Here is an 18940-nt window from a genome sequence, read left to right on the forward strand (position 1 = left end):
GCCATCGCCGCCGTCGTCAGATCGCCCGCCGCCGGGCCGGTCCACACGCGCCATCCGCCCGCGAGCACGCCGCCGAGCGCCGCGAGCGCCGCCCACATCGCCGCCCGCAGCGGATGAAGGAGTTGCACCGTCGCTCGAAGACGACGCGCCGTCGCATGCCTGTCCGGACCGCGCATGAGATGCTCCGGGAAAGAGTCGGAAAAAGAGGCGCGCCTCAGTCGCGCTCCGCCACGGCGAGGATGGAGACGCCGAAGGGGAGCGCGAGGCGCGGGACCACGTATCGTTCGCTCGCAAAGATACGCGTCAGCCATCGGTTCGCCACCTCGCCGGGGAGCGCGAGGTCGCTTCCTTCTTTTCCCGCGACGCGTCCGGCCAGCCGCACCGCCGCGACGACGGGAAAGAGGATCGTGTTGAAGTACGTTGCGCGGCGGACGCGGAAGCCCCCCGCCCGCAGCTTCCGCACGAGGTCGCCGCGCGTGTATCGCCGCACGTGGCGGTTCACCTCGTCGTGCGCGCTCCACAGAAACCTGTATGCCGGGACGGTGACGACGAGCGTGCCGCCGGGCTTGAGGCGGGCGTGGAGCGCGGCGAGGCTCGCCTCATCCGCGGCCACGTGTTCGAGCACGTCGAGGAGGGCGATGAGGTCGAAGGGCTTTTCGCCGAAGGGGAGGTCGCGAGGCAGCCCGCCCGGCGCCACCGTCGCGAGGCCGCGCGCCGCCGCGAGGGTTCGTGCCTCCGGCTCCGGTTCGCACGCGAAGAGCCGCCCGTATCGCGCGAGCACCGGCAGGTTGCCGCCCGTGCCGCAGCCCACCTCGAGCACCTCCGCCTCCGCCCCGAGCGCCAGGCGGTCGAGCACTGCGCCGAGGATGCGCCGCCGCGCCTCGAACCACCAGTGGCGGTCCTCCACGGCGGCTATCTCCCGGTAATACGAAGGGTCCATGACGGGGCTATCGGGTGAGGACGACCGGTACGGTGGCTGCGCCGTGCGCGGTGGCCAGGCGGATCACGTACACGCCGCCCGGCCACCCCCCGGCGTCGAGGCGCACCGTATGCGGGCCCGCCCCGCGCCGCTCGCCGTCGAGGAGCGTGGCGCGGAGCCGCCCGAGGACGTCGTACACGGCCAGGCGCACCGGCGAGGCGTGCGGCAGACGAAACGTCAGGCGCATCTCGTCGCGCGCGGGGTTCGGGAAAATGGCGAGGGTCGGGGTTTCGGCGGACGGCGTCTCGTGCTCGACGGCGACGACGCCCGCCTCACCGAAAAAATAGAGGAGCGCCTCGTCGATCAACCCCCGCCATTGCCCCCACGAGTGCCCCTCGTGCGTCTCGATGAACGTGAACGTATAGCCGTTCTCTTCGAGGATCGCCGCCATCGTCGGGCCGCCGTCGCCGTCGTGGAGCGTGCCGTTGCTCATGAAGATGCGGAGCTCGAGAAACGGCGTGTCGCGGTACAGATCATAGATCTCCGGCCAGACCCAGAAAGCGGGCGACTGAATGGCGATGTTGTGGAAGACGTCCGTCTTCGTCGCGCCGAAATAGGCCGAATTGAGTCCGCCGAGCGAGGCGCCGAGGATCGCGCGTCCGTCCGCCGTCGCGCGCGTCCGGTAGGCCGCGTCGATCGCGGGCACGAGTTCGTCCGCCACGAAGTCGGCGAAGGCGGGGTTCGCCACGTACTCGGAACTGCGCCGGTTCTCGGCGAGGTTCGCCGGGTTGCGCGGATCGATGAAGACCGCCATCACGGGCGGGATGCGCGCATCGGCGATGAGGTTGTCGAGCACGATGACCATGCTGCCGAGGTAATCCGCCGCGTACTCGTGCCCGTCGGTGACGTAGACCACCGGCAGGTCTTCGAGGTTGAAATAGCCGGGCGGCGTGTACACGCGATAGTTCACGTCATAGCCGAGGCGGTCGCTGTGGAGGGTGACGTCTTCGGTGAGCGCTCCGCGCCCGACCTCGTTGCGGCGGACGGTCTCCATCGGGTAGCGGTAGGCGGGCATGCGAAGCTCCGAGTTCGGCCCGAAGCCGCTCCATATTTCGAGCGGGTTGGCCGGGTCGAGCAGCCATTCGCTCCCGTTCCGAAAGACCTTGTAGTCGGCCCGGGCGTCGGCGGGGAGCGTCATTTCGAGCATCCACACGTCGGTGTCGCCGAGGCGGGCGCCGGGCGTCTCGCCCCACCCGTTGAAGTCGCCCCGCCACGCCACCGAAGCCGCCGCCCCGCGATAGAGGAACGCGACCGAGTCCTCCCGGGCATACGGGATCTGATTGCCGCCGAGGAGGTCGGCCCAGAAAACGTCGAGGAGGCTGTCCCGCGCGGCCGCGTCGCCGAGGTTCACGACGGCCGTGAGCGAGTCGTGAAACGCCGCGTACGAGGGGAAAAGCTCTGCCCGCTCAAACTCCGGCGGCGGCGGCGACTGCGCTCGCGCCGGAGACGACGTGAGCAACATCCATCCGGCCAGGAGACAGGCGACCCGTGTGCCTTTCCTCTTCATCTTCATATATCTCATCGCTACGTCGATGCGCCGGGGCCTTCAAACGCCCCGACGTCCTCACATCCCCGGCATGAGCATGACCGCGTTTTGCATCATGCGGGCCGGGCCGACCCAGAACATGCGGTACTGCGTGTTGTCCACGAGGAAGACGACGCGTCCCCGCTCCATCGGTTGCACGGCGGCGAAGGTTTTGCCCGCGAGCTTGCGCCGGTTCGCCGCCGAGGCATAGCCCGAGACGAGGACGGCGTCCGGATCGGCGGTATAATGGCCGACGGTCTGAAGGGTTTCTTCCGGTTCGAGGGCTTCGGTGGAAAAGCGAAGGCTGTAGAGGTGTTCGCCGCGAAGGCCGAAGGCGAGCGGATGCGTGACGTCGATGCGTGCCTGAAAGGCCGAACCGGGGATGCGCCGGAGCCCGAGGGAGTCGCGCCGGGCCGCGTACGGCGTATAGGCGGCGGGCTTCGGCCCTTTGTCCTTTTCGTCGTCCTTCGCCTCCTTCACCCGCTTCACGTTCGTGAGGCCCGAGCGGTCCTTCGTCAGAAAGAGGGCGCTGCCTTCGGTGGCGACGAGCGTCCCGCCGTCGCGCACCCATCGTTTCAGCCGGTCCACCTGTGCGCTGTCGAGCACGGACGAGAGGTCGCCCGCGCCGGGGAGGATGAGCACGTCGTAGTCGGCGAGCTTGAGCGTGGGGAAGCGGTCGGTCCGCACGCGCGTCAGGCCGAGGCCGGTCCACCGGTCGAAGAGGTGCCAGATCTGCCCGGCGGTGTACGACGAGAAGGGGCGTCCGACGAGCAGGACGGCCTTCGGCTTTTTGACGGGACGGCTGTCGTTCGAGGCGAGGTCGATGCCTTCGGCCATGCGTCCGGAATCCATGCCGACGACGCGCACGCGGGCCTCGCGGGCGATGCGCGCCAGGTCTTCGGGGGCGCGGTCGAGGCGTTCGAGGTTGCGTCCGAGGAGCACGACGAGGCTGCCGCGCGCGAAGGAGCGTTCGCCGTCGGAGAAGGGCTTTCGGGCGACGCGCACGCGATAGCCGGCGTCCCACAGCATCGCCAGCGCGCGCGGGGTGTGGCGCTGCCGTCCGTCGATCACGTAGGCGTACTGCGCGGCGGGGTTCGTCAGGCCGGAGGGCGGCGCGGGGGCCTCGGCGAGCGGCTGCGTCGGCGCGCCCGGCGGGGTCGTCGTCCAGGCGGCGTCGAGGTTGTACGCCAGCGGGGCGGACCACGTCGCCATGTCGTACATCACCGAGTCTTCGATGGCCATCTGCCGCTGAAGGATCGTGTGGACGAAGACGTGGCGCGGCTGATCGGTGGGGATGACGAACGTCCCGGCTTCGAAGGTGCGGGCGTGGGGCTGTCCGTCCCAGTAGTCGCGGGCGTTGCGCACGGTGAACGGCGCCTCGGCGCGCTCCACGCGGACGCCGTGCGCCAGGAGCATACCCACCACGTCATAGGCATAGCCGGCCCCCCCGTCGTCGGCAATGAGATAGGCCGCCGTGTTGCTTTTGTTGGTCTGCTGTGTGAAGAACCGGCGATAGTATCGAAGCAGCGCCTCCCGGTTCTCGACCGCCGTTCGGATCGTCGCCATCGACGTCGTATAATGGTCGAAGACCCCCTGCCGGAGCGTGAGCACGTAGCCGTCGTTCGTTTCCACGGCGCGCCCGCGCGCGGAGCCCTGCTCGGCGAGCATCCCGATGGCGCCGAGGTTGCTCGGGTACGAAGAGCCGTAGCCGGGATAGAAAAAGTCGAAGGACTCGCGCGTGAAATAATTGATGCGGTTCCGGTCGAAGGCGCGCGCGTTGGCGCGCCCGAACGTGTCGGCCCACCGGTCGTAGGCGTCCGGCAGGTTGAGGTTGCGCGGCGGCTGCCCCGGCATCGTGAAATAGTTTGCGTTCGAGCCCTGCTCGTGATAATCGAGGTGGACCTGCGGCATCCATTCCTGGTAGGCCGCGATGCGTCCCCGCGATTCCGGATGGACGAGCCACACCCAGTCCCGGTTGAGGTCGAACCAGTAGTGGTTCGTGCGCCCGCCGGGCCAGGGTTCGGTGTGCTCCATGTCCACGGCCTCGGTGTTGACGCGGTCGTTTTGCATGGCCCGGTTCCAGTACACGAAGCGGTCGCGTCCGTCGGGGTTGATGCAGGGGTCGAGGATGACGACGGCGCGGGAGAGGAGCGCGCGCGTGTCGTCGTCGGTGGCGGCGGCGAGGCGGTAGGCCACCTGCAGGGCCGCCTCGGTGCTCGAGGCCTCGTTGCCGTGCACGTTATAACTCAGCCACGGGATCACCGGCTGCGCGGCGATGAGCGCCTCGGCCTCGTCGTCGGGCAAGGCCTCCCCGGCGGCCAGCCGGAGGTTGTTTGCCCGGATCTGGTCGAGGCGGGCATGGTTCTCCGGCGTGGTGATGACGAGGTAATGGAGCGGTCGCCCCTCGTACGTCCGCCCGTATTCGCGCATCGTCACACGGTCCGAGGCGGCGTCGAGCGCCTTCAGGTAGCCCACCACGTCGGCATACAGCGTGAGCTGCGTGCCGAGCTCGTAGCCGAGAAAGTCGGAGGGCGCGGGGATGTCGGGGTCGTACGGGAGTTCGGGGGAGAAGGCGAACCGTTCCGGTGCGAGGTTCACCTGCGCGCGCGCGGCGGAGGCGAGACCCGCGAGCGCGAGCAGGCTTGCGAAAAGGAGTCGGGAGCAACGGGGCATGGGATACGAGGACGTCTGAGATGAGGGAAGGAAGCGATGCCCAAGATAACCGCCGCGCGCCGGGAATAAAATGCGCCCGTCAAGAATGAAACGCGCCCGGTCCACGGCGGGAGAACCGACGGCCTCTCTCCTCGTCTTCTCGTCCTCCGGGCAACTTTCCCATCCTCCCTTCGTCTCCCTCACACGGCGACGCGCGAGCAAGTCCTCCGGCCTTTTCGCCGGCGTCCCGCCCCTCTTTCCCCTCCACCCTCGTTACTCATGCTCATGATCGTCGCTCCCCGCCCCCTCCTCCGCCTGTGGCTCCTCACGCTCCTGCTCACCGGCCTCGTCGCACCGGCATGGGGACAGGATACAGCTGCCGAGATCGACCGTCTCATGGAGACGTATCACGACTATGGCCTCTTCAACGGGACCGTCCTCGTGGCCGATCACGGGGAGGTCATCTTCAAAAAAGGCTATGGATGGGCCAATATGGAGTGGGACCTCCCGAACACACCCGACGTCAAGTTTCGTCTCGGCTCCATCACGAAGCAATTTACCGCCACGCTCATCCTCCAGCTCGTGAACGAAGGTCGGATCGCCCTCGACGACCCCCTTACGAAGCACCTCCCCGACTACCCTGCCGAGACCGGCGACAGGGTCACGATCCACCACCTGCTCACCCACACCTCCGGCATCCCGAGCTATACCGGCCTGCCCGAGTTCTTTCCCGAGATGAGCCGCGATGCGTACACGGTGCGGGATTTCATCGAAGTGTTCGCCCACCTGCCCCTCGAGTTCGAGCCCGGCACGCAGTGGCGTTATGACAACTCCGGCTATTTCCTCCTCGGCGCCGTCATCGAAGCCGTCACCGGACAGACGTACGAAGAAGCCCTCCGGGAGCGCATCTTCGGCCCGCTCGGCATGAACGACTCCGGCTACGATCATCACGGCACGATCCTGAAAAAACGCGCCGCCGGATACGAAAGAGAGGGTCTGGACTACATCAATGCGCCCTACCTCGACATGTCGCTGCCCTATGCCGCCGGATCGCTCTATTCGACGGTGGAGGACCTCTATACGTGGGACCGCGCCCTGTACACCGAGGCCGTCCTCCCCGACTCGCTCAAGGAGAAAATGTTCACGCCGTACATGAACGACTACGGCTATGGATGGAACATCCGGGAGCAACCCGTCGGCATATCGGGCCGGACGACCAGGCTCATCAGCCACGGCGGCGGCATCAACGGCTTCAACACGGTCATCGTCCGCGTGCCCGACGGCGAGCGGCTCATCGTGCTGCTCAACAACACGGGCGGCACGGACCTCCGCTCGATGGGCCTGGGCATCCTGGCGATCCTCTTCGGCGAACCCGCTCTGCCCCCGAAAAAACCAATCTCCACGGAATTGAAAGAGGTGATCCGGCGAGAAGGGGTGGCGGCGGCCCTGGCGCATTACCGGAAGCTGAAAGCCGAACGGCCCGACGCCTTCGACTTCGGAGAGCGCGAGCTGAACACGCTGGGCTATGCCCTGCTCCGCAGCGGCGACACGGAAGGGGCCATCGCCGTCTTCCGGCTCAACGTCGAGATGTTTCCCGAGGCCTTCAACCCCTATGACAGTCTCGGCGAGGCGTATATGGAAGCCGGGCGCACCGACGAGGCCGTCGCGGCGTACCTCAAAACGCTGGCGCGCAACCCCGACAACGACAACGCCCGCGACCGGCTCCGCCGCATGGGCGTACCCGAAGAGAAGATCCCCGGCGAGGAACGCCCGGCCGGACCGGAGCTTGCGCCGGAGGTGCTCGATCGGTACGTGGGGCGGTATGAGCTTCAGCCGGGCTTCGTCATCACCGTCACGCGCGAGGGCACGCAGCTTTTCGCCCAGGCCACCGGCCAGCCGCGCCTCGAGATCTTCCCTTCGTCCGAAACCACCTTTTACGTCAAGGTCGTCGAGGCACAGCTCACGTTTCACACCGACGGCGACGGGCCGGCCACGAGCCTGACCCTGCATCAGGGGGGGCGGGATACGCCGGGGAAGCGGGTCGAGTGAGCGGAAGCGGGACGGTTTACGCCGCCGTCCACCGCTCGGCGGTCATCTCGTAGACGGCCAGGCGGTCGTCCGGCTCGAACTTGACGAACGGGTTGCGCTGCGTCTCGACGAAGCGGAAGCCGAGCTTTTCGAGCACGCGGCGCGAGGCGTGGTTGCGCAGGAGCGGGCGCGCGATGATGCGGCGGAGCGCGAGCGCCTCGAAGCTGTAGTCGAGCAGGAGCCGGTTGGCGGCCGTGGCGTAGCCGCGCCCCCAGTACGGTCGGCCGATCCAGTACCCGAGTTCGGCAAAACCCTGCGCCGCCGAGACTTCGACCAGCCCGTTGACGCCGACGACTTCGCCCCCGGCCTCGAGGATGGCGAAGGCGTACTCGACGCCGACCTGGCGTTTCGGCAGGAGGTAGCGGATCCAGTGGAGCGCTCCGTCGGGTGGATACGGCTCCGGGAGGTTCGTCATGGCGGCCACGCGCGGATCCTCGGCCAGACGCTGCACCGCCGCCGCGTGCTCGATTTCGATCGGGACGAGGCGCACGTCCGTCAGGGTCGAGGAAGAGGGGGGCTGGGGATAATGAGGCATGGGCTCCCGGCTTCGATCCGTTCGTTCCTGTCGCGCGCGCGTCCGCTTCGTACCCCGATGCTCCTCGCATCGTTCCCCTGAACATGGACCGGAGACGCGCCCGCGCCCCCGGGAGGCTCAAGCGTCCTTTCGTTCTGAAACAGGCTCGAAGCGGTTTTTTTCGCGGTTTTTCTGCACTGAGCCGGATTGGAAGATGCGCCCGTTCATGGCGATGTACACCCCTTCCGGCATCGCTTCGACGGCGGCGAGCGCGAAGCCGATGTTGAACTCGGCGTCGGTGTGCTTGAAGCGGGCCGGCGTGAGCGAGCCGACGAGAACGATCACCTTGCCGGGGACGACCTGGAGCGCCTGCGCGGTGTGCGTCATCGTGTCGGTGCCGTGCGTGATCAGGATGCGGCGGCACGGCTCCCGCCGGACGCGCTCGACAATGACGGCGCGATCGTCATCCGTCAAGTCGAGGCTGTCTTTGCGAAAAAGCATCTCCACCTCATAGTCGACGACGACGTTGGCCATGCGCAGGATTTCGACGATTTGCGGCTCGCCGATCTTGTAATCACTCTGGGCGTCGAAGTATACTTTATCGATGGTTCCACCCGTGGTGAATATTTTGATTTTCATACACGTTCAGGGATCATGCTTTGGAAACGTGCAAAATAAGGCAGCGGCGTCTTTGTATGGGGATGATCTGAGCAGATTGTGCAACCGACCGGTCGCCCCTTTTTCGCGCACTTGATGAGAAGCGTCATGGCAACCTGGATCCGCACCCTGGTGAAACCGCCGGTTTTCGACGATGAGGCGAAGACCCGCCGGGCCTATCCGCTTCACCTCACGTTGCTGACGGCGCTCGCCGTAGCCGGGCTCTACGCCCTCGCGATGCTCGTCTTCGTGCCGCCGGATCCCCTGCGCCTGGGCATCACCCTCTTCACGATCCTGTTCGCGGGCAGCGTGTTGCTGCTGTTGCGGCGCGGGCACGTTCGGCATGCCGGTCTGCTCTTTAGCGCGACGCTCTGGCTCATCTTCTCCCTGTCCGCGCTCTTCGAGAACGGCGTCCACTCGCCCGCCTTTCACGGATACCTCCTCGTCATCATCATCGCCACGCTGGTGGTGGGCGAGCGCACCGGCCTCGTCTTTGCGGGGCTGAGTGTTCTATCCGGTGTGGGGCTGTTGCTGGCCGAAAAAAAGGGCATGCTCCCCGAGCCGATCCTGACCGACACGTCGCTTTCGCTCTGGGCCACCGACGCCCTCTTTTTCCTTATGGCGGCGGTCCTGCTCTCGCTGACCACGCGTCGGCTCCGCGATGCGCTGGACCGCGCCCGGAACAATGAGAAGGCCCTCCGCACGAGCCAGCGCCGCCAGCGCGCCCTGCTCGACGCCATCCCGGACATGATCTTCCGCCTCGACCGGAACGGCGTTTATCTCGACTTCATCCCCGCGCACGGCATGGGCACGCTGCTGCCGCCTTCGGATTTCCTCGGCAAACCCCAGCACGAGGTCCTGCCCCCCGACATTGCCGAGAAGAGCCGGCGCTTCATCGAGCAAGCGGTGGATACGGGTGTCCTGCAGGTATTCGAATATGAGCTTCCCTTCGAGGGGACGCCGCGCTTTTTCGAGGCGCGTCTCGCCCCACTCGGCCGGGACCAGGTGCTCGGCCTCGTCCGCGACGTCACCGAGCGCAAGACGTTTGAAGAGAAACTGCTTCGGATGAACGAGCAGCTGGAGCAGCGCGTGGCCGAACGCACGGCGACGCTCGAAGCGACGGTCGCCCGCCTCGAAGCCGAGATCGCCGAACGGCAACGCACCGAGGCGGCCCTGCGCCTGAGCGAAGCCCGGTACCGCGCCATCGTCGAGGACCAGACCGAGATGATCTGCCGCTTCACGCCCGACGGCGCCCTCACGTACGTCAACGCCGCCTACGCGCGGTATTTCCGGCAAGACCCCGAGGGCCTCGTCGGCGGGCGCTTCATGCCCGAGATCCCCCCGGAAGATCAAGCGAAGATGGCGCAGAACATCGAGGCCCTCGACTGCGAACATCCCGTCACGACCGTCGAACTGCGGGTGATCTTGCCCGGCGGCGAGGTGCGGTGGAACCAGTGGACCTATCGCCTCATCTGCGACGAGTCGAAGCAAAACGTCGTCGAATATCAGGCCGTCGGGCGCGATGTCACCGAGCAACATCGCGCCGCCGAGGAGATCCGGAAGCTCAACGACGATCTCCGCCGGCGCGCCGTCGGCCTCGAAGCCGCCAACGCGGAGCTGCGCTCATTCACCTATTCCGTCTCGCACGACCTGCGCGCGCCGCTCCGCGCCGTACACGGTTTCGCCAACCTCTTCGCCCGCCGCTATTACGACCGCCTCGACGACGAGGGCCGCCGCTACATCGATCTGATCGTCGAGGCGGGCGCCCGGATGGATCACTTCATCAACGACCTGCTCTCGTATGCCCGCCTCGGACGCAAAGCCGTGACGCGCAGCCCGATGCCTCTCGACGACGTGTTCGAGCGCGTGGTCCACACGCTGACGCCGCTCATCGAGGAGACCGGCGCGCGCGTCGCGCTTCCTGCCGGCGCTCCCCTCGTCCTCGGCGACCCCACGCTGCTGAACCAGATCTTCCTCAACCTCTTCGAAAACGCCCTGACGTACCGTCGCGAAGGCGCAACGCCGGAGATCGCCGTGCGGTGCGAGACGACGCGGGACCACGTGCTCGTCCATGTCACCGACAACGGGATCGGCATCCCGGAGGTCTTTCAGAAGCAAATCTTCCAGGTTTTCCAGCGCCTGCACGGTCAGCAGGATTACCCCGGCACCGGCATCGGGCTGGCCATCGTGAAAAAGGCGGTGGAGCGGATGGACGGGACGGTCTCGGTCCGCTCGACGGAAGGCGCGGGCAGCACGTTCACGGTCCGGTTGCCGAAGCCACCCGACGCCCCCTGACGTACGTCGCGCGCGCCGCGTTCGGGCGGAAGTGATAGAGCCAGTGGTTGACGCTCTCGGCGTCGAGGAGGGCGAAGTCGGCCTGTTTGCCCGGTTCCAGCGCGCCGATGCGGTCCTCGCGTCCTATGGCGCGTGCGGCATAGCGCGTGGCGCCCTTGAGCGCCTCGGCGGGGGTCAGCCGGTTCATCGTGCAGGCCAGCGTGAGCGCCAGCGGCAGGTGGAAGGTCGGCGCGCTGCCGGGGTTGAAGTCCGTCGCCACGGCCACCGCCGCTCCGGCGTCGAGGAAGGCGCGCGCGTCCATCGGCTTCTGCCGGAGGTAGAGCGTCGCCGCCGGCAGGCTCACGGCCACCACACCGGCTTCGGCCATCGCCCGCATGCCTTCCGCCGACGTGTATTCGAGGTGATCCGCCGAGATCGCCCCCACCTCGGCGGCCAGCCTGGCCCCTCCGCCGTCGCCGAGCTGATCGACGTGGAGCTTCGGTCGCAGCCCGTGCCGCTTCGCCGCCGCAAAAATCCGACGCGCCTCCTCGGCGTGGAAGGCCGTCTCTTCGACGAACACGTCGCAGAACTCCGCCAGTCCTTCCGCGGCCACCCGCGGGATCATCTCGTCGCACAGAAGCCGGACGTACGCGGCCCGGTCGTCCCGGTATTCGGGTGGGACGACGTGCGCTCCGAGGAACGTCGCGACGATGCCGAGCGGCTGCGCCCCGGCCAGCCGTCGATAGACGCGGAGCAGCTTCAGCTCGTCTTCGAGGGTAAGGCCGTAGCCGCTTTTGCACTCGACGGTGGTCACGCCGAGGCGGGCCATCTCGCCGAGGAAGCCCAGGCACCGCGCGAAGAGCTCGTCTTCCGAAGCCGCCCGCGTGTGGCGCATCGTGGAGGCGATGCCGCCTCCGGCGCGCGCGACGTCGAGGTAGCTCTTGCCGAGGATGCGCATCTCGAACTCGTCGGCCCGCCAGCCGCCGAAGGCAAGGTGGGTGTGGCAGTCGATGAGGCCGGGGATGACGAGCGCGCCTCCGGCGTCGAGGCGCTCGGCGTCGGCGTATACGGCAGGCAGATCGGCCTCCGCGCCCACCCACCGGATCGTCTCGCCCTCCCATGCGAGCGCGGCGTTCGCAAGGGCGTGAACGCCGCGCTGCCCGCCGGGCGCGGCGCACGTGTAGAGCGTGGCAATGTTCGTCAGGACCGGCATGCAGGGGGTCGGGTTGGATGCGTGGGAACGGACCGGCTACCGCAACGCGCCCACCTCCTCCGTCACGGCGTCGAGGAGGGCGGGGGTGCGGATGAGTTCGAGGCAGGGCGTGAGGTCTTCCTGAAAGAAGTAGTCGGCTTCGCGGTGCGGGATAAGGTCGCGCACGAAAGCGTGGGCCGCCGCCACGCCGCGCCCGGGACGGAGCGGCAGCCGGTAGTCGAGCGCCTGCGCGGCCGTGAGCAGTTCGATGGCGAGCACGTGTTCGAGGTTTCGGAGCACGTTGATGAGCTTGAGCGCCGAGATCGCCCCCATGCTGACGTGGTCCTCCTGCCCCAGGCTCGTCGGGATCGAATCGACGGAGGCCGGATGACAGAGCACCTTGTTCTCGGAGACGAGGGCGGCGGCGGTGTATTGCGGGATCATGAAGCCCGAGTTGATGCCGGTCTCGCGCATGAGCAGCCTCGGCAGGCCGTCGTGGCCTTCGAGGAGGAGGTAGATGCGGCGTTCCGAGATGGAGGCGAACTCGGCGAGCGCCATCGCGGCAAAATCGAGGGCGAGCGCCAGCGGCTGTCCGTGGAAGTTGCCGCCGCTGAGGATGTCGCCGTCTTCGAAGACGAGCGGGTTGTCCGTGACGGCGTTGATCTCCGTCTCGACGACGCGGCGGCCGTAGTCGAGCGCGTCGCGGCCGGCGCCGTGGACCTGCGGCACGCACCGGAGGCAGTACGGGTCTTGCACCTTGCCGCAATCCCGATGCGCTTCGAGAATCTCGCTGTCGTCGAGCAGGCGGCGCACGTTCTCGGCGACGGCGATCTGCCCGGGATGGGGCCGGATGGTCTGGATGCGGGCGTCGAACGGTTTGATGCTCCCTTGCAGAGCTTCGAGGCTCATAGCCGCAAGGAGGTCGGCCAGGCGCGCCAGACGGCAGCTTTTCTCCAGCACGAAAGCTCCGAAAGCGCTCATGAGCTGCGTGCCGTTGATGAGGGCGAGGCCGTCTTTCGGCTGAAGCTCGATGGGCGCGAGGTCGTGCGCGGCGAGCACCTCGGCGGCGGGCACGGCGGCGACGCCCGCCTCGTCCCAGAACGCCCCGAAGCCGAGCAACGGGAGCGCCATGTGCGCCAGCGGCGCCAGATCGCCCGAAGCGCCGACGCTGCCCTTGCTCGGGATGACCGGAACCCAGTCCCGCCCGGCAAAGAGCAAGAGGCGCTCGAACGTCTCCTCCGAGACGCCCGAATAGCCCTGCCCGAGCGCGTGGATCTTGAGGTGGAGCATCAGCCGGCTGACCTCCTTCCGCACCGGCTCGCCCACCCCGACGGCGTGGCTGAGGAGGAGGTTGCGCTGAAGCTGCGTCTGATCCTCCGGCGGGATGCGCACCTGCGCCAGCTTGCCGAAACCGGTGTTGATGCCGTAATACGCGCGGCCGTCTCCGAGCGCCGCCTCCACCACCGCCCGCGACCGCCGCACGGCCGAGGCATCTGCCCGAAGCGCTTCCAGGCTCCGTTCGAGGTCGGCATACAGGTTTTCGATGGTCACGTACATGAGCGCAATCCGATACATGGCGAAACGCACGGGAAGGCGTCAGACGGACGCTTCCGGAACCCAAGATACGCCCCCGCCGCTCCCGGGAACACCCCGCCCGCCGAAGGAACGGCGAAAAAAGCGCGCCGGGAAATCAGACGCCGAACTGCGTCAGGTGGTGATCCAGATGCTTGTACATGGCCCACCCTTTCTCTTCCACGGTCATCACCCCGAAGAGCGGATGACGCCCCGGCTCATGCTCTGCCCCCCGGAAACGCTCCAGAGCGTCGCGCAGTCGCCTTCGCTCCGTCTCGAAGTCGCGGTCTTCCGCCTGGCGGTATTGCGGATGCGTTCTCGTGTTTCTCGGATACGGCCTCTCCCCGACGACCATCTTGCGGATCATGCCTTTGAAGAGCCGCGCGATCAGGGGGGTGTTCTCCAGCGGCTTTCCGTCGGCGACTTCTATAATTTCGGCACAGTGGGCCATCATCTGTGCGGCGTTCATCGTCCCCCAGCGGGGCGACGCTTCGGGCGTGAGCGCGTCGAGGCGCGCCAGCGTGTGCCGGAAAACGTCGGGGTCGTACAGGCTTTGCTTCGTCATGTGTTGCTCGATGGGATGTGCGACCCGTCGTCATCCGTTGATCATCGGAAGGTCGATGCCGCGTTCGTTTACGAAAAACCCTCTGCCTCCAGCATACGCCGGATCGCCTCGCGCACGTCGGGAATCTTGCCGTCCACCACATCCCATACCAGTTCGTAGTCCACGCCGAAATAGCCGTGAATCAGGCGGTCTCGCATCCCTGCCATCGAGCGCCACGGCACGTCCGGGTATTTCCGGCGAAGCTCGTCCGGCAGCTTTTTGGATGCCTCTCCGATGATTTCGAGGCTGCGCGCAAAGGCGCGTTTCAGCGTTTCATCCGACAAGAAAGCAGCTCTGGACAAGCCCTCAGCCTGCGCCCGCAAATAGTTGGCTTCGTCGAGGATGTGACGCAGATATTCAATCGGCGACTTCGACATACGCTACTTCGCGGAGAATATGGGGAGCCAGGTGAGGACTCAAACCTTCTCGCGTGACCAACTCGACCCGGCGGCGCAACGCTTTTTCCAGCAGAAACGAGAGTTGCATGAAGCGGTCGAAGCTCTTCTTTCCGGGCTCGAACTCGACCAGCAGGTCGACGTCGCTTTCCTCGCATTGGGCGTCTGCGAGGAAAGAGCCGAACAGGCCCAGTCTTTTCACGCCGAGCCTGCGGAGGTCCGACCGGAGGTCGTTCAGCCGTTCCCGAATCTCATCTTTCGTCTGAACCGTCGTTTCCATAAGCCTGCGTACGCGCAGAGGGCATCCCCGGTTTTCTCCTCCGTCATCCGTTGATCATCGGCAGGTCGATGCCGCGTTCGTTGGCCGTCTCGACGGCGAGGTCGTAGCCCGCGTCGGCGTGGCGCATGACGCCCGTGCCGGGGTCGGCGGTGAGGACGCGTTCGAGGCGGCGGTCGCCCGTCTCGGTGCCGTCGGCCACGCACACCATGCCCGCGTGGATCGAGTAGCCGATGCCGACCCCGCCGCCGTGATGGAGCGACACCCACGAGGCCCCGCACGCCGTGTTGAGCATGGCGTTGAGCAGCGGCCAGTCCGCGATGGCGTCAGAGCCGTCCTTCATGCCCTCGGTCTCCCGGTTCGGCGAGGCGACGCTTCCGGCATCGAGGTGGTCGCGGCCGATGACGAGGGGCGCCTCCACGCGCCCGGTCTTGACGAGCCAGTTGAACTTCAGCCCCATCTCGGCGCGCTCGCCGTATTCGAGCCAGCAAATGCGCGCGGGCAAGCCCTGGAAATGCACCTTCTCCTGCGCTTTGCGGATCCACCGCGCGAGGGCCTCTTTCTCGGGAAAGGTTTCGAGCACGGCCGCATCCGTGACGGCGATGTCGTTCGGGTTGCCGGAGAGCGCGGCCCACCGGAACGGGCCGGAGCCTTTGCAGAAGAGCGGGCGGATGAACTCGGGCACGAAGCCGGGGATCTCGAACGCCTCCGTCATCCCCCGGCGGTCGGCGACCTGCCCGCGCAGGTTGTTGCCGTAATCGAACGTGACGGCTCCGGCCTTCTGAAGGTCGAGCATGGCGCGGACGTGAACCATCATGCTGTCGAGGACGGCGCTTTCGTAGCCCTCGGGATCTTTTTCCCGGAAGGCGGCGGCCTCTTCGACGGAATACCCACTCGGGAGGTAGCCCAGGCGGAGATCGTGCGCCGAGGTCTGGTCGGTGAGCACGTCGGGCACGATGCCGCGCCGGACGAGTTCGGGCAGCACATCGGCGATGTTTCCGAGAAGCCCCACCGAGAGCGCCTCGCCGTTCTCTTTCGCTGTCAGGACGAGGTCGAGCGCTTCGTCGAGGTCGGTGCTCATGCGGTCGAGGTAGCCGGTTTCCACGCGGCGTTGGATGCGATGCGGATCGACCTCGACGCCGAGGAACGCGCCGCCGTTCATGGTGGCGGCCAGCGGCTGGGCGCCGCCCATGCCGCCGAGGCCCGCCGTCACCACGAGCCGCCCTTCGAGCGTGCCGCCGAAGTGTTGCCGGGCGCACTCGGCGAAGGTCTCGTACGTGCCCTGAAGGATGCCCTGCGTGCCGATGTAGATCCACGAGCCGGCGGTCATCTGCCCGTACATCGTCAGCCCGAGCGCGTCGAGGCGGCGGAACTCGTCCCACGTGGCCCACTTCGGCACGAGGTGCGCGTTGGCGATGAGCACGCGGGGCGCTTCCTCATGCGTGCGAAAGACGCCGACGGGCTTTCCGCTCTGTACGAGCAGCGTCTCGTCGTCCTTCAGCCGCCGAAGCGTCTCGACGATTTTGTGATAACAGGCCCAGTTCCGGGCCGCCTTTCCACCGCCGCCATAGACGATCAGTTCGTCCGGCTTCTCGGCCACGTCCGGGTCGAGGTTGTTCATGAGCATGCGCAGGGCGGCCTCCTGATGCCATCCCCGGCACTGGAGCCTGGTCCCTCTCGGCGCTCTGATCGGCGTATACGTAGTCGGTTCCATACTTTTCCCCTTCGGTGCTGTCCTTTGTTCAGAGTATCCCGCACCCGCGTGGAAAAAGCAACCCGTCCGGGCGCGCGGCGCGCTTCGCGTGCGTGATAAAACAGAAAAAAAGCCCCATCGCACCTGGGCGCGACGGGGCCTCTTCCGTTCGAAAGAACGAGACGTTTACTTGAGCTTGAAGGTGATCGGAAGGGACATCTTCACCTTTACCGGCTTGCCGCGCTGCATGCCCGGTTTGAAACGGGCCTGGCTGACGGCGCGGATGGCCTCTTCGTCGCACCCGGCTCCGATGCCGCGCACCACCACCGGATCGACCACGCGTCCCTGCTCATCGACGACGAACTGCACGATGACGCGCCCCTCGACGCCCGCCTTCTTCGCGATCTCGGGATACCGGATCTTTTTCTGGAGATCGCCCAGACCGCCGATGAGTTGCGGCATGTCTTCCACGATGACGAAGATTTCCGGCTCCGGCTCTTCCTCTTTCTCAGCCGGGGGCGGCGGCGGGGGGAGGTCCGAGAGCGGCTCGTCGATGTCGAGCGAGGCGTCGAGGTCGAGGTCGTCGTCCTCCAGGATCTCATCGTCGGGCACCTCGACGGGCACCGGCGGGCGCGGCGGCGGAGGCGGCTTCTCGATCTGCTGCGTCTGCTGCACTTCTTCCATCTGCACCACCTCCTGCTCCTGCATCACCACCTCGAAGGAGTCGTCGGCGCTGAGATCGAGCCGAAAGGCGACGATGAGAAGGGCCAGCGTAATCACCAGGCCGATCTCGATGTAGAGCGGGTATCGCCTGCGCAAATCGGCTTTTTCTGTTTTTCGTAAAGACATGGTTATCGTTTCCGGCTATGCTTGGTCAAAAGGACGTTCTGTCAAGATAACGTAAAATGAGGGTAATGAAAACTCTGTGTTTGATACAGGATGCTTTTTCGTCTGGTTCCGCAAACGGCTCGAAGCGCGCGCGCACGGATCATCCGAGCCGAAAGCTGATGGGAACGGACATCTTCACCTTCACCGGCTTGCCGCGCTGCGTGCCCGGGCGGAAGCGGGCCTGGCGGACGGCGCGGACGGCCTCCTCGTCGCATCCGGCTCCGATCCCTTGCATCACCCGGGGCTCGGTCACGCGTCCCTGCTCATCGACGACGAACTGCACGATGACGCGCCCCTCGATGCCCGCCTTCTTCGCAAGGGCGGGGTAACGCACGGCCCGGTGTATCGCGGCGAGCCCGCCTATGAGTTCGGGCATCCGTTCCACGACCGCGAATTCTTCCACGACGGGCGGCGCGGGCGCCTCGTGCGTGCCCAGGCTCAGCAGCTCGTGCCCGAGCAGGGCGACGCGGACGGCGCGGTTCGGCCCCCACTCGAAGCGAAGAAGCAGGAAAAAGGCGAAGAAGAGGGCGAGCGCCGCGAGCATCCCCCATCCGGGGCGTGCGGGCCGACGACTGCGTTCCATGGGTTCCATAGGCCTGACCCTCCCGAAGTCCGGTATCATTCCCAATGTGCAGAAAAGACACGAGGCATGCGCCGAAGTTGCCCGCCGCCGCCGAATTTTTTCCCGGGGCCGGGGGGTCCCCGGTCGAGGAATCACGCCACGGGGATTTTTCGGAGGCGATACCGATAGAGAAACACCGCTGCGCCGAGGCCGAGCGCGTTTGCCACGGCGTCGTACGGGTCGCCGATGCGCCCGGCGATCAGCGCGCCCTGGTAGACTTCCGAGAGTCCGGCGAAGAGAAGGCCCGCCGCGAGCACGCCCCACGTCCGCCTCCGAAGCGGGACCTCGAGGGCTGCCATCCACAGCCATCCGAAGACGGCGAACAGGACGACGTGCACGAGCTTGTCGAATCCGAGCACGGGGACGTCCGGCAGGCTCTCACCGGGGAGGGAGAGGGAGACGACGATGGCGAGCGTCCAGCCGAGAGCGAGCAGGCGACGGCGCGATTTCATGAGCGAAACCGTTCGTGAAGCACGTGCGGGAGCTGATCGAGCAGGTCGGTGGCGACCATGGAGCGGGGGTCGAGGCGGTCGGCGTATCGGTCGGCGGCGGCTCCGCCGAGGTGAAGTGCGGCGGCGGCGGCTTCGGCGGGCGCGAGGCCCTGCGCGAGCATCCCCACCGTCAGCCCCGCGAGCACGTCGCCGGCGCCGGCGGTGGCGAGCGCCGGGTTGCCCGTGGCGTTGACGTACGTCGTCCCGTCCGGCGCGGCGACGACCGAGGGCATCCCCTTCAAGAGGAGCACCACGTCCCACTTCTCGGCGAAACGCCGGGCCGTCCGCACGCGGTCGGTGAGGTCTACGTCGTCTCCGGCGAGGCGTTTGAACTCGCCCGCATGCGGCGTGAGGATCCACCGGCCCCGCGCGCGCTCGGCGAAGAGGTCGGTGTGTCCGGCGAGGGCGACGAGGCCGTCGGCGTCGAGGACGACGGGGAGGTCGGTGTGGCGGAGGAGGGCGCGCACGAAGGCCTGCGTGCCGGGCGCACGGCCGAGGCCGGGCCCCACGAGCAGCG

The 18940-nt window shown here is 67.0% G+C and carries 17 protein-coding genes; 2 read left to right on the forward strand and 15 right to left on the reverse strand.

Translation table 11 applies throughout. The annotated features are described in order from the left end of the window. Positions 1-214: 214 nt before the first annotated feature. From AC1HIY_RS14790 to AC1HIY_RS14800, 3 genes are read right to left on the reverse strand one after another with little or no spacing between them, the layout of a single operon-like run. Positions 215-940, reverse strand: coding sequence for a class I SAM-dependent methyltransferase (locus AC1HIY_RS14790; protein WP_479577568.1), 726 nt, complete (start codon positions 938-940; stop codon positions 215-217). A 7-nt stretch (positions 941-947) separates the two neighbouring features. Next, positions 948-2492 (reverse strand): alpha/beta hydrolase-fold protein, encoded by a 1545-nt coding sequence (locus tag AC1HIY_RS14795; protein WP_479577569.1) that lies wholly within the window; start codon positions 2490-2492, stop codon positions 948-950. Positions 2493-2543: 51 nt separating this feature from the next. Next, a complete protein-coding gene (locus AC1HIY_RS14800) occupies positions 2544-5177 on the reverse strand; it encodes a M14 family metallopeptidase (RefSeq protein WP_479577570.1) in 2634 nt (877 codons plus the stop codon). Between the two features lie 264 nt (positions 5178-5441). On the opposite strand from AC1HIY_RS14800, the gene AC1HIY_RS14805 reads away from it, so the two are divergent. Continuing rightward, entirely contained in the window at positions 5442-7205 is a 1764-nt protein-coding gene (locus AC1HIY_RS14805; protein ID WP_479577571.1) for a serine hydrolase, read from the forward strand. Positions 7206-7221: 16 nt separating this feature from the next. Here the strand turns inward: AC1HIY_RS14805 and AC1HIY_RS14810 are convergent, their stop codons facing one another. Both AC1HIY_RS14810 and AC1HIY_RS14815 read right to left on the reverse strand, forming a co-directional pair. Beyond that, entirely contained in the window at positions 7222-7779 is a 558-nt protein-coding gene (locus AC1HIY_RS14810) for a GNAT family N-acetyltransferase (RefSeq protein ID WP_479577572.1), read from the reverse strand. A 117-nt stretch (positions 7780-7896) separates the two neighbouring features. Continuing rightward, the gene (locus AC1HIY_RS14815; protein ID WP_479577573.1) at positions 7897-8397 is read right to left on the reverse strand and encodes an asparaginase domain-containing protein; all 501 of its coding nucleotides are present in this window, start codon (positions 8395-8397) and stop codon (positions 7897-7899) included. A 126-nt stretch (positions 8398-8523) separates the two neighbouring features. Between AC1HIY_RS14815 and AC1HIY_RS14820 the strand changes: the two genes are divergently transcribed. Further along, complete coding sequence (locus tag AC1HIY_RS14820) at positions 8524-10710, forward strand: PAS domain-containing sensor histidine kinase (RefSeq protein ID WP_479577574.1); 2187 nt, start codon at positions 8524-8526, stop codon at positions 10708-10710. Here the strand turns inward: AC1HIY_RS14820 and hutI are convergent. From hutI to AC1HIY_RS14870, 10 genes are all read right to left on the reverse strand, one after another. Next, positions 10673-11902 (reverse strand): imidazolonepropionase, encoded by a 1230-nt coding sequence (gene hutI / locus AC1HIY_RS14825; protein ID WP_479577575.1) that lies wholly within the window; start codon positions 11900-11902, stop codon positions 10673-10675. The two genes, AC1HIY_RS14820 and hutI, sit on opposite strands and share 38 nt — an antisense overlap. A gap of 36 nt (positions 11903-11938) precedes the next feature. Then, positions 11939-13456, reverse strand: a complete 1518-nt coding sequence (gene hutH, locus AC1HIY_RS14830) for a histidine ammonia-lyase (RefSeq protein WP_479577576.1) — start codon at positions 13454-13456, stop codon at positions 11939-11941. 115 nt (positions 13457-13571) lie between these two features. Further along, positions 13572-14018 (reverse strand): DUF1569 domain-containing protein, encoded by a 447-nt coding sequence (locus AC1HIY_RS14835; protein ID WP_479577577.1) that lies wholly within the window; start codon positions 14016-14018, stop codon positions 13572-13574. Between the two features lie 68 nt (positions 14019-14086). Beyond that, positions 14087-14434 carry a HepT-like ribonuclease domain-containing protein gene (locus AC1HIY_RS14840; protein ID WP_479577578.1) on the reverse strand — a complete coding sequence of 116 codons (348 nt, stop codon included), beginning with the start codon at positions 14432-14434 and terminating at the stop codon, positions 14087-14089. After that, on the reverse strand, positions 14415-14732 hold the full coding sequence (locus AC1HIY_RS14845) for a nucleotidyltransferase family protein (RefSeq protein ID WP_479577579.1): 318 nt from the start codon (positions 14730-14732) through the stop codon (positions 14415-14417). The genes AC1HIY_RS14840 and AC1HIY_RS14845 overlap by 20 nt, the downstream gene beginning before the upstream one ends. Before the next feature lie 43 nt (positions 14733-14775). After that, positions 14776-16443 carry a urocanate hydratase gene (gene hutU / locus AC1HIY_RS14850; protein WP_479577580.1) on the reverse strand — a complete coding sequence of 556 codons (1668 nt, stop codon included), beginning with the start codon at positions 16441-16443 and terminating at the stop codon, positions 14776-14778. 165 nt (positions 16444-16608) lie between these two features. Further along, positions 16609-17271, reverse strand: coding sequence for an energy transducer TonB (locus AC1HIY_RS14855; RefSeq protein WP_479577581.1), 663 nt, complete (start codon positions 17269-17271; stop codon positions 16609-16611). A gap of 139 nt (positions 17272-17410) precedes the next feature. Beyond that, entirely contained in the window at positions 17411-17893 is a 483-nt protein-coding gene (locus AC1HIY_RS14860; protein ID WP_479577582.1) for an energy transducer TonB, read from the reverse strand. 131 nt (positions 17894-18024) lie between these two features. Continuing rightward, positions 18025-18384 (reverse strand): VanZ family protein, encoded by a 360-nt coding sequence (locus tag AC1HIY_RS14865; protein ID WP_479577583.1) that lies wholly within the window; start codon positions 18382-18384, stop codon positions 18025-18027. Continuing rightward, a partial coding sequence (locus AC1HIY_RS14870) for an NAD(P)H-hydrate dehydratase (protein WP_479577584.1) occupies positions 18381-18940 on the reverse strand: 560 nt, incomplete at its 5' end. The genes AC1HIY_RS14870 and AC1HIY_RS14865, both read right to left, overlap by 4 nt.

It is taken from the genome of Rhodocaloribacter sp., from assembly GCF_056451265.1.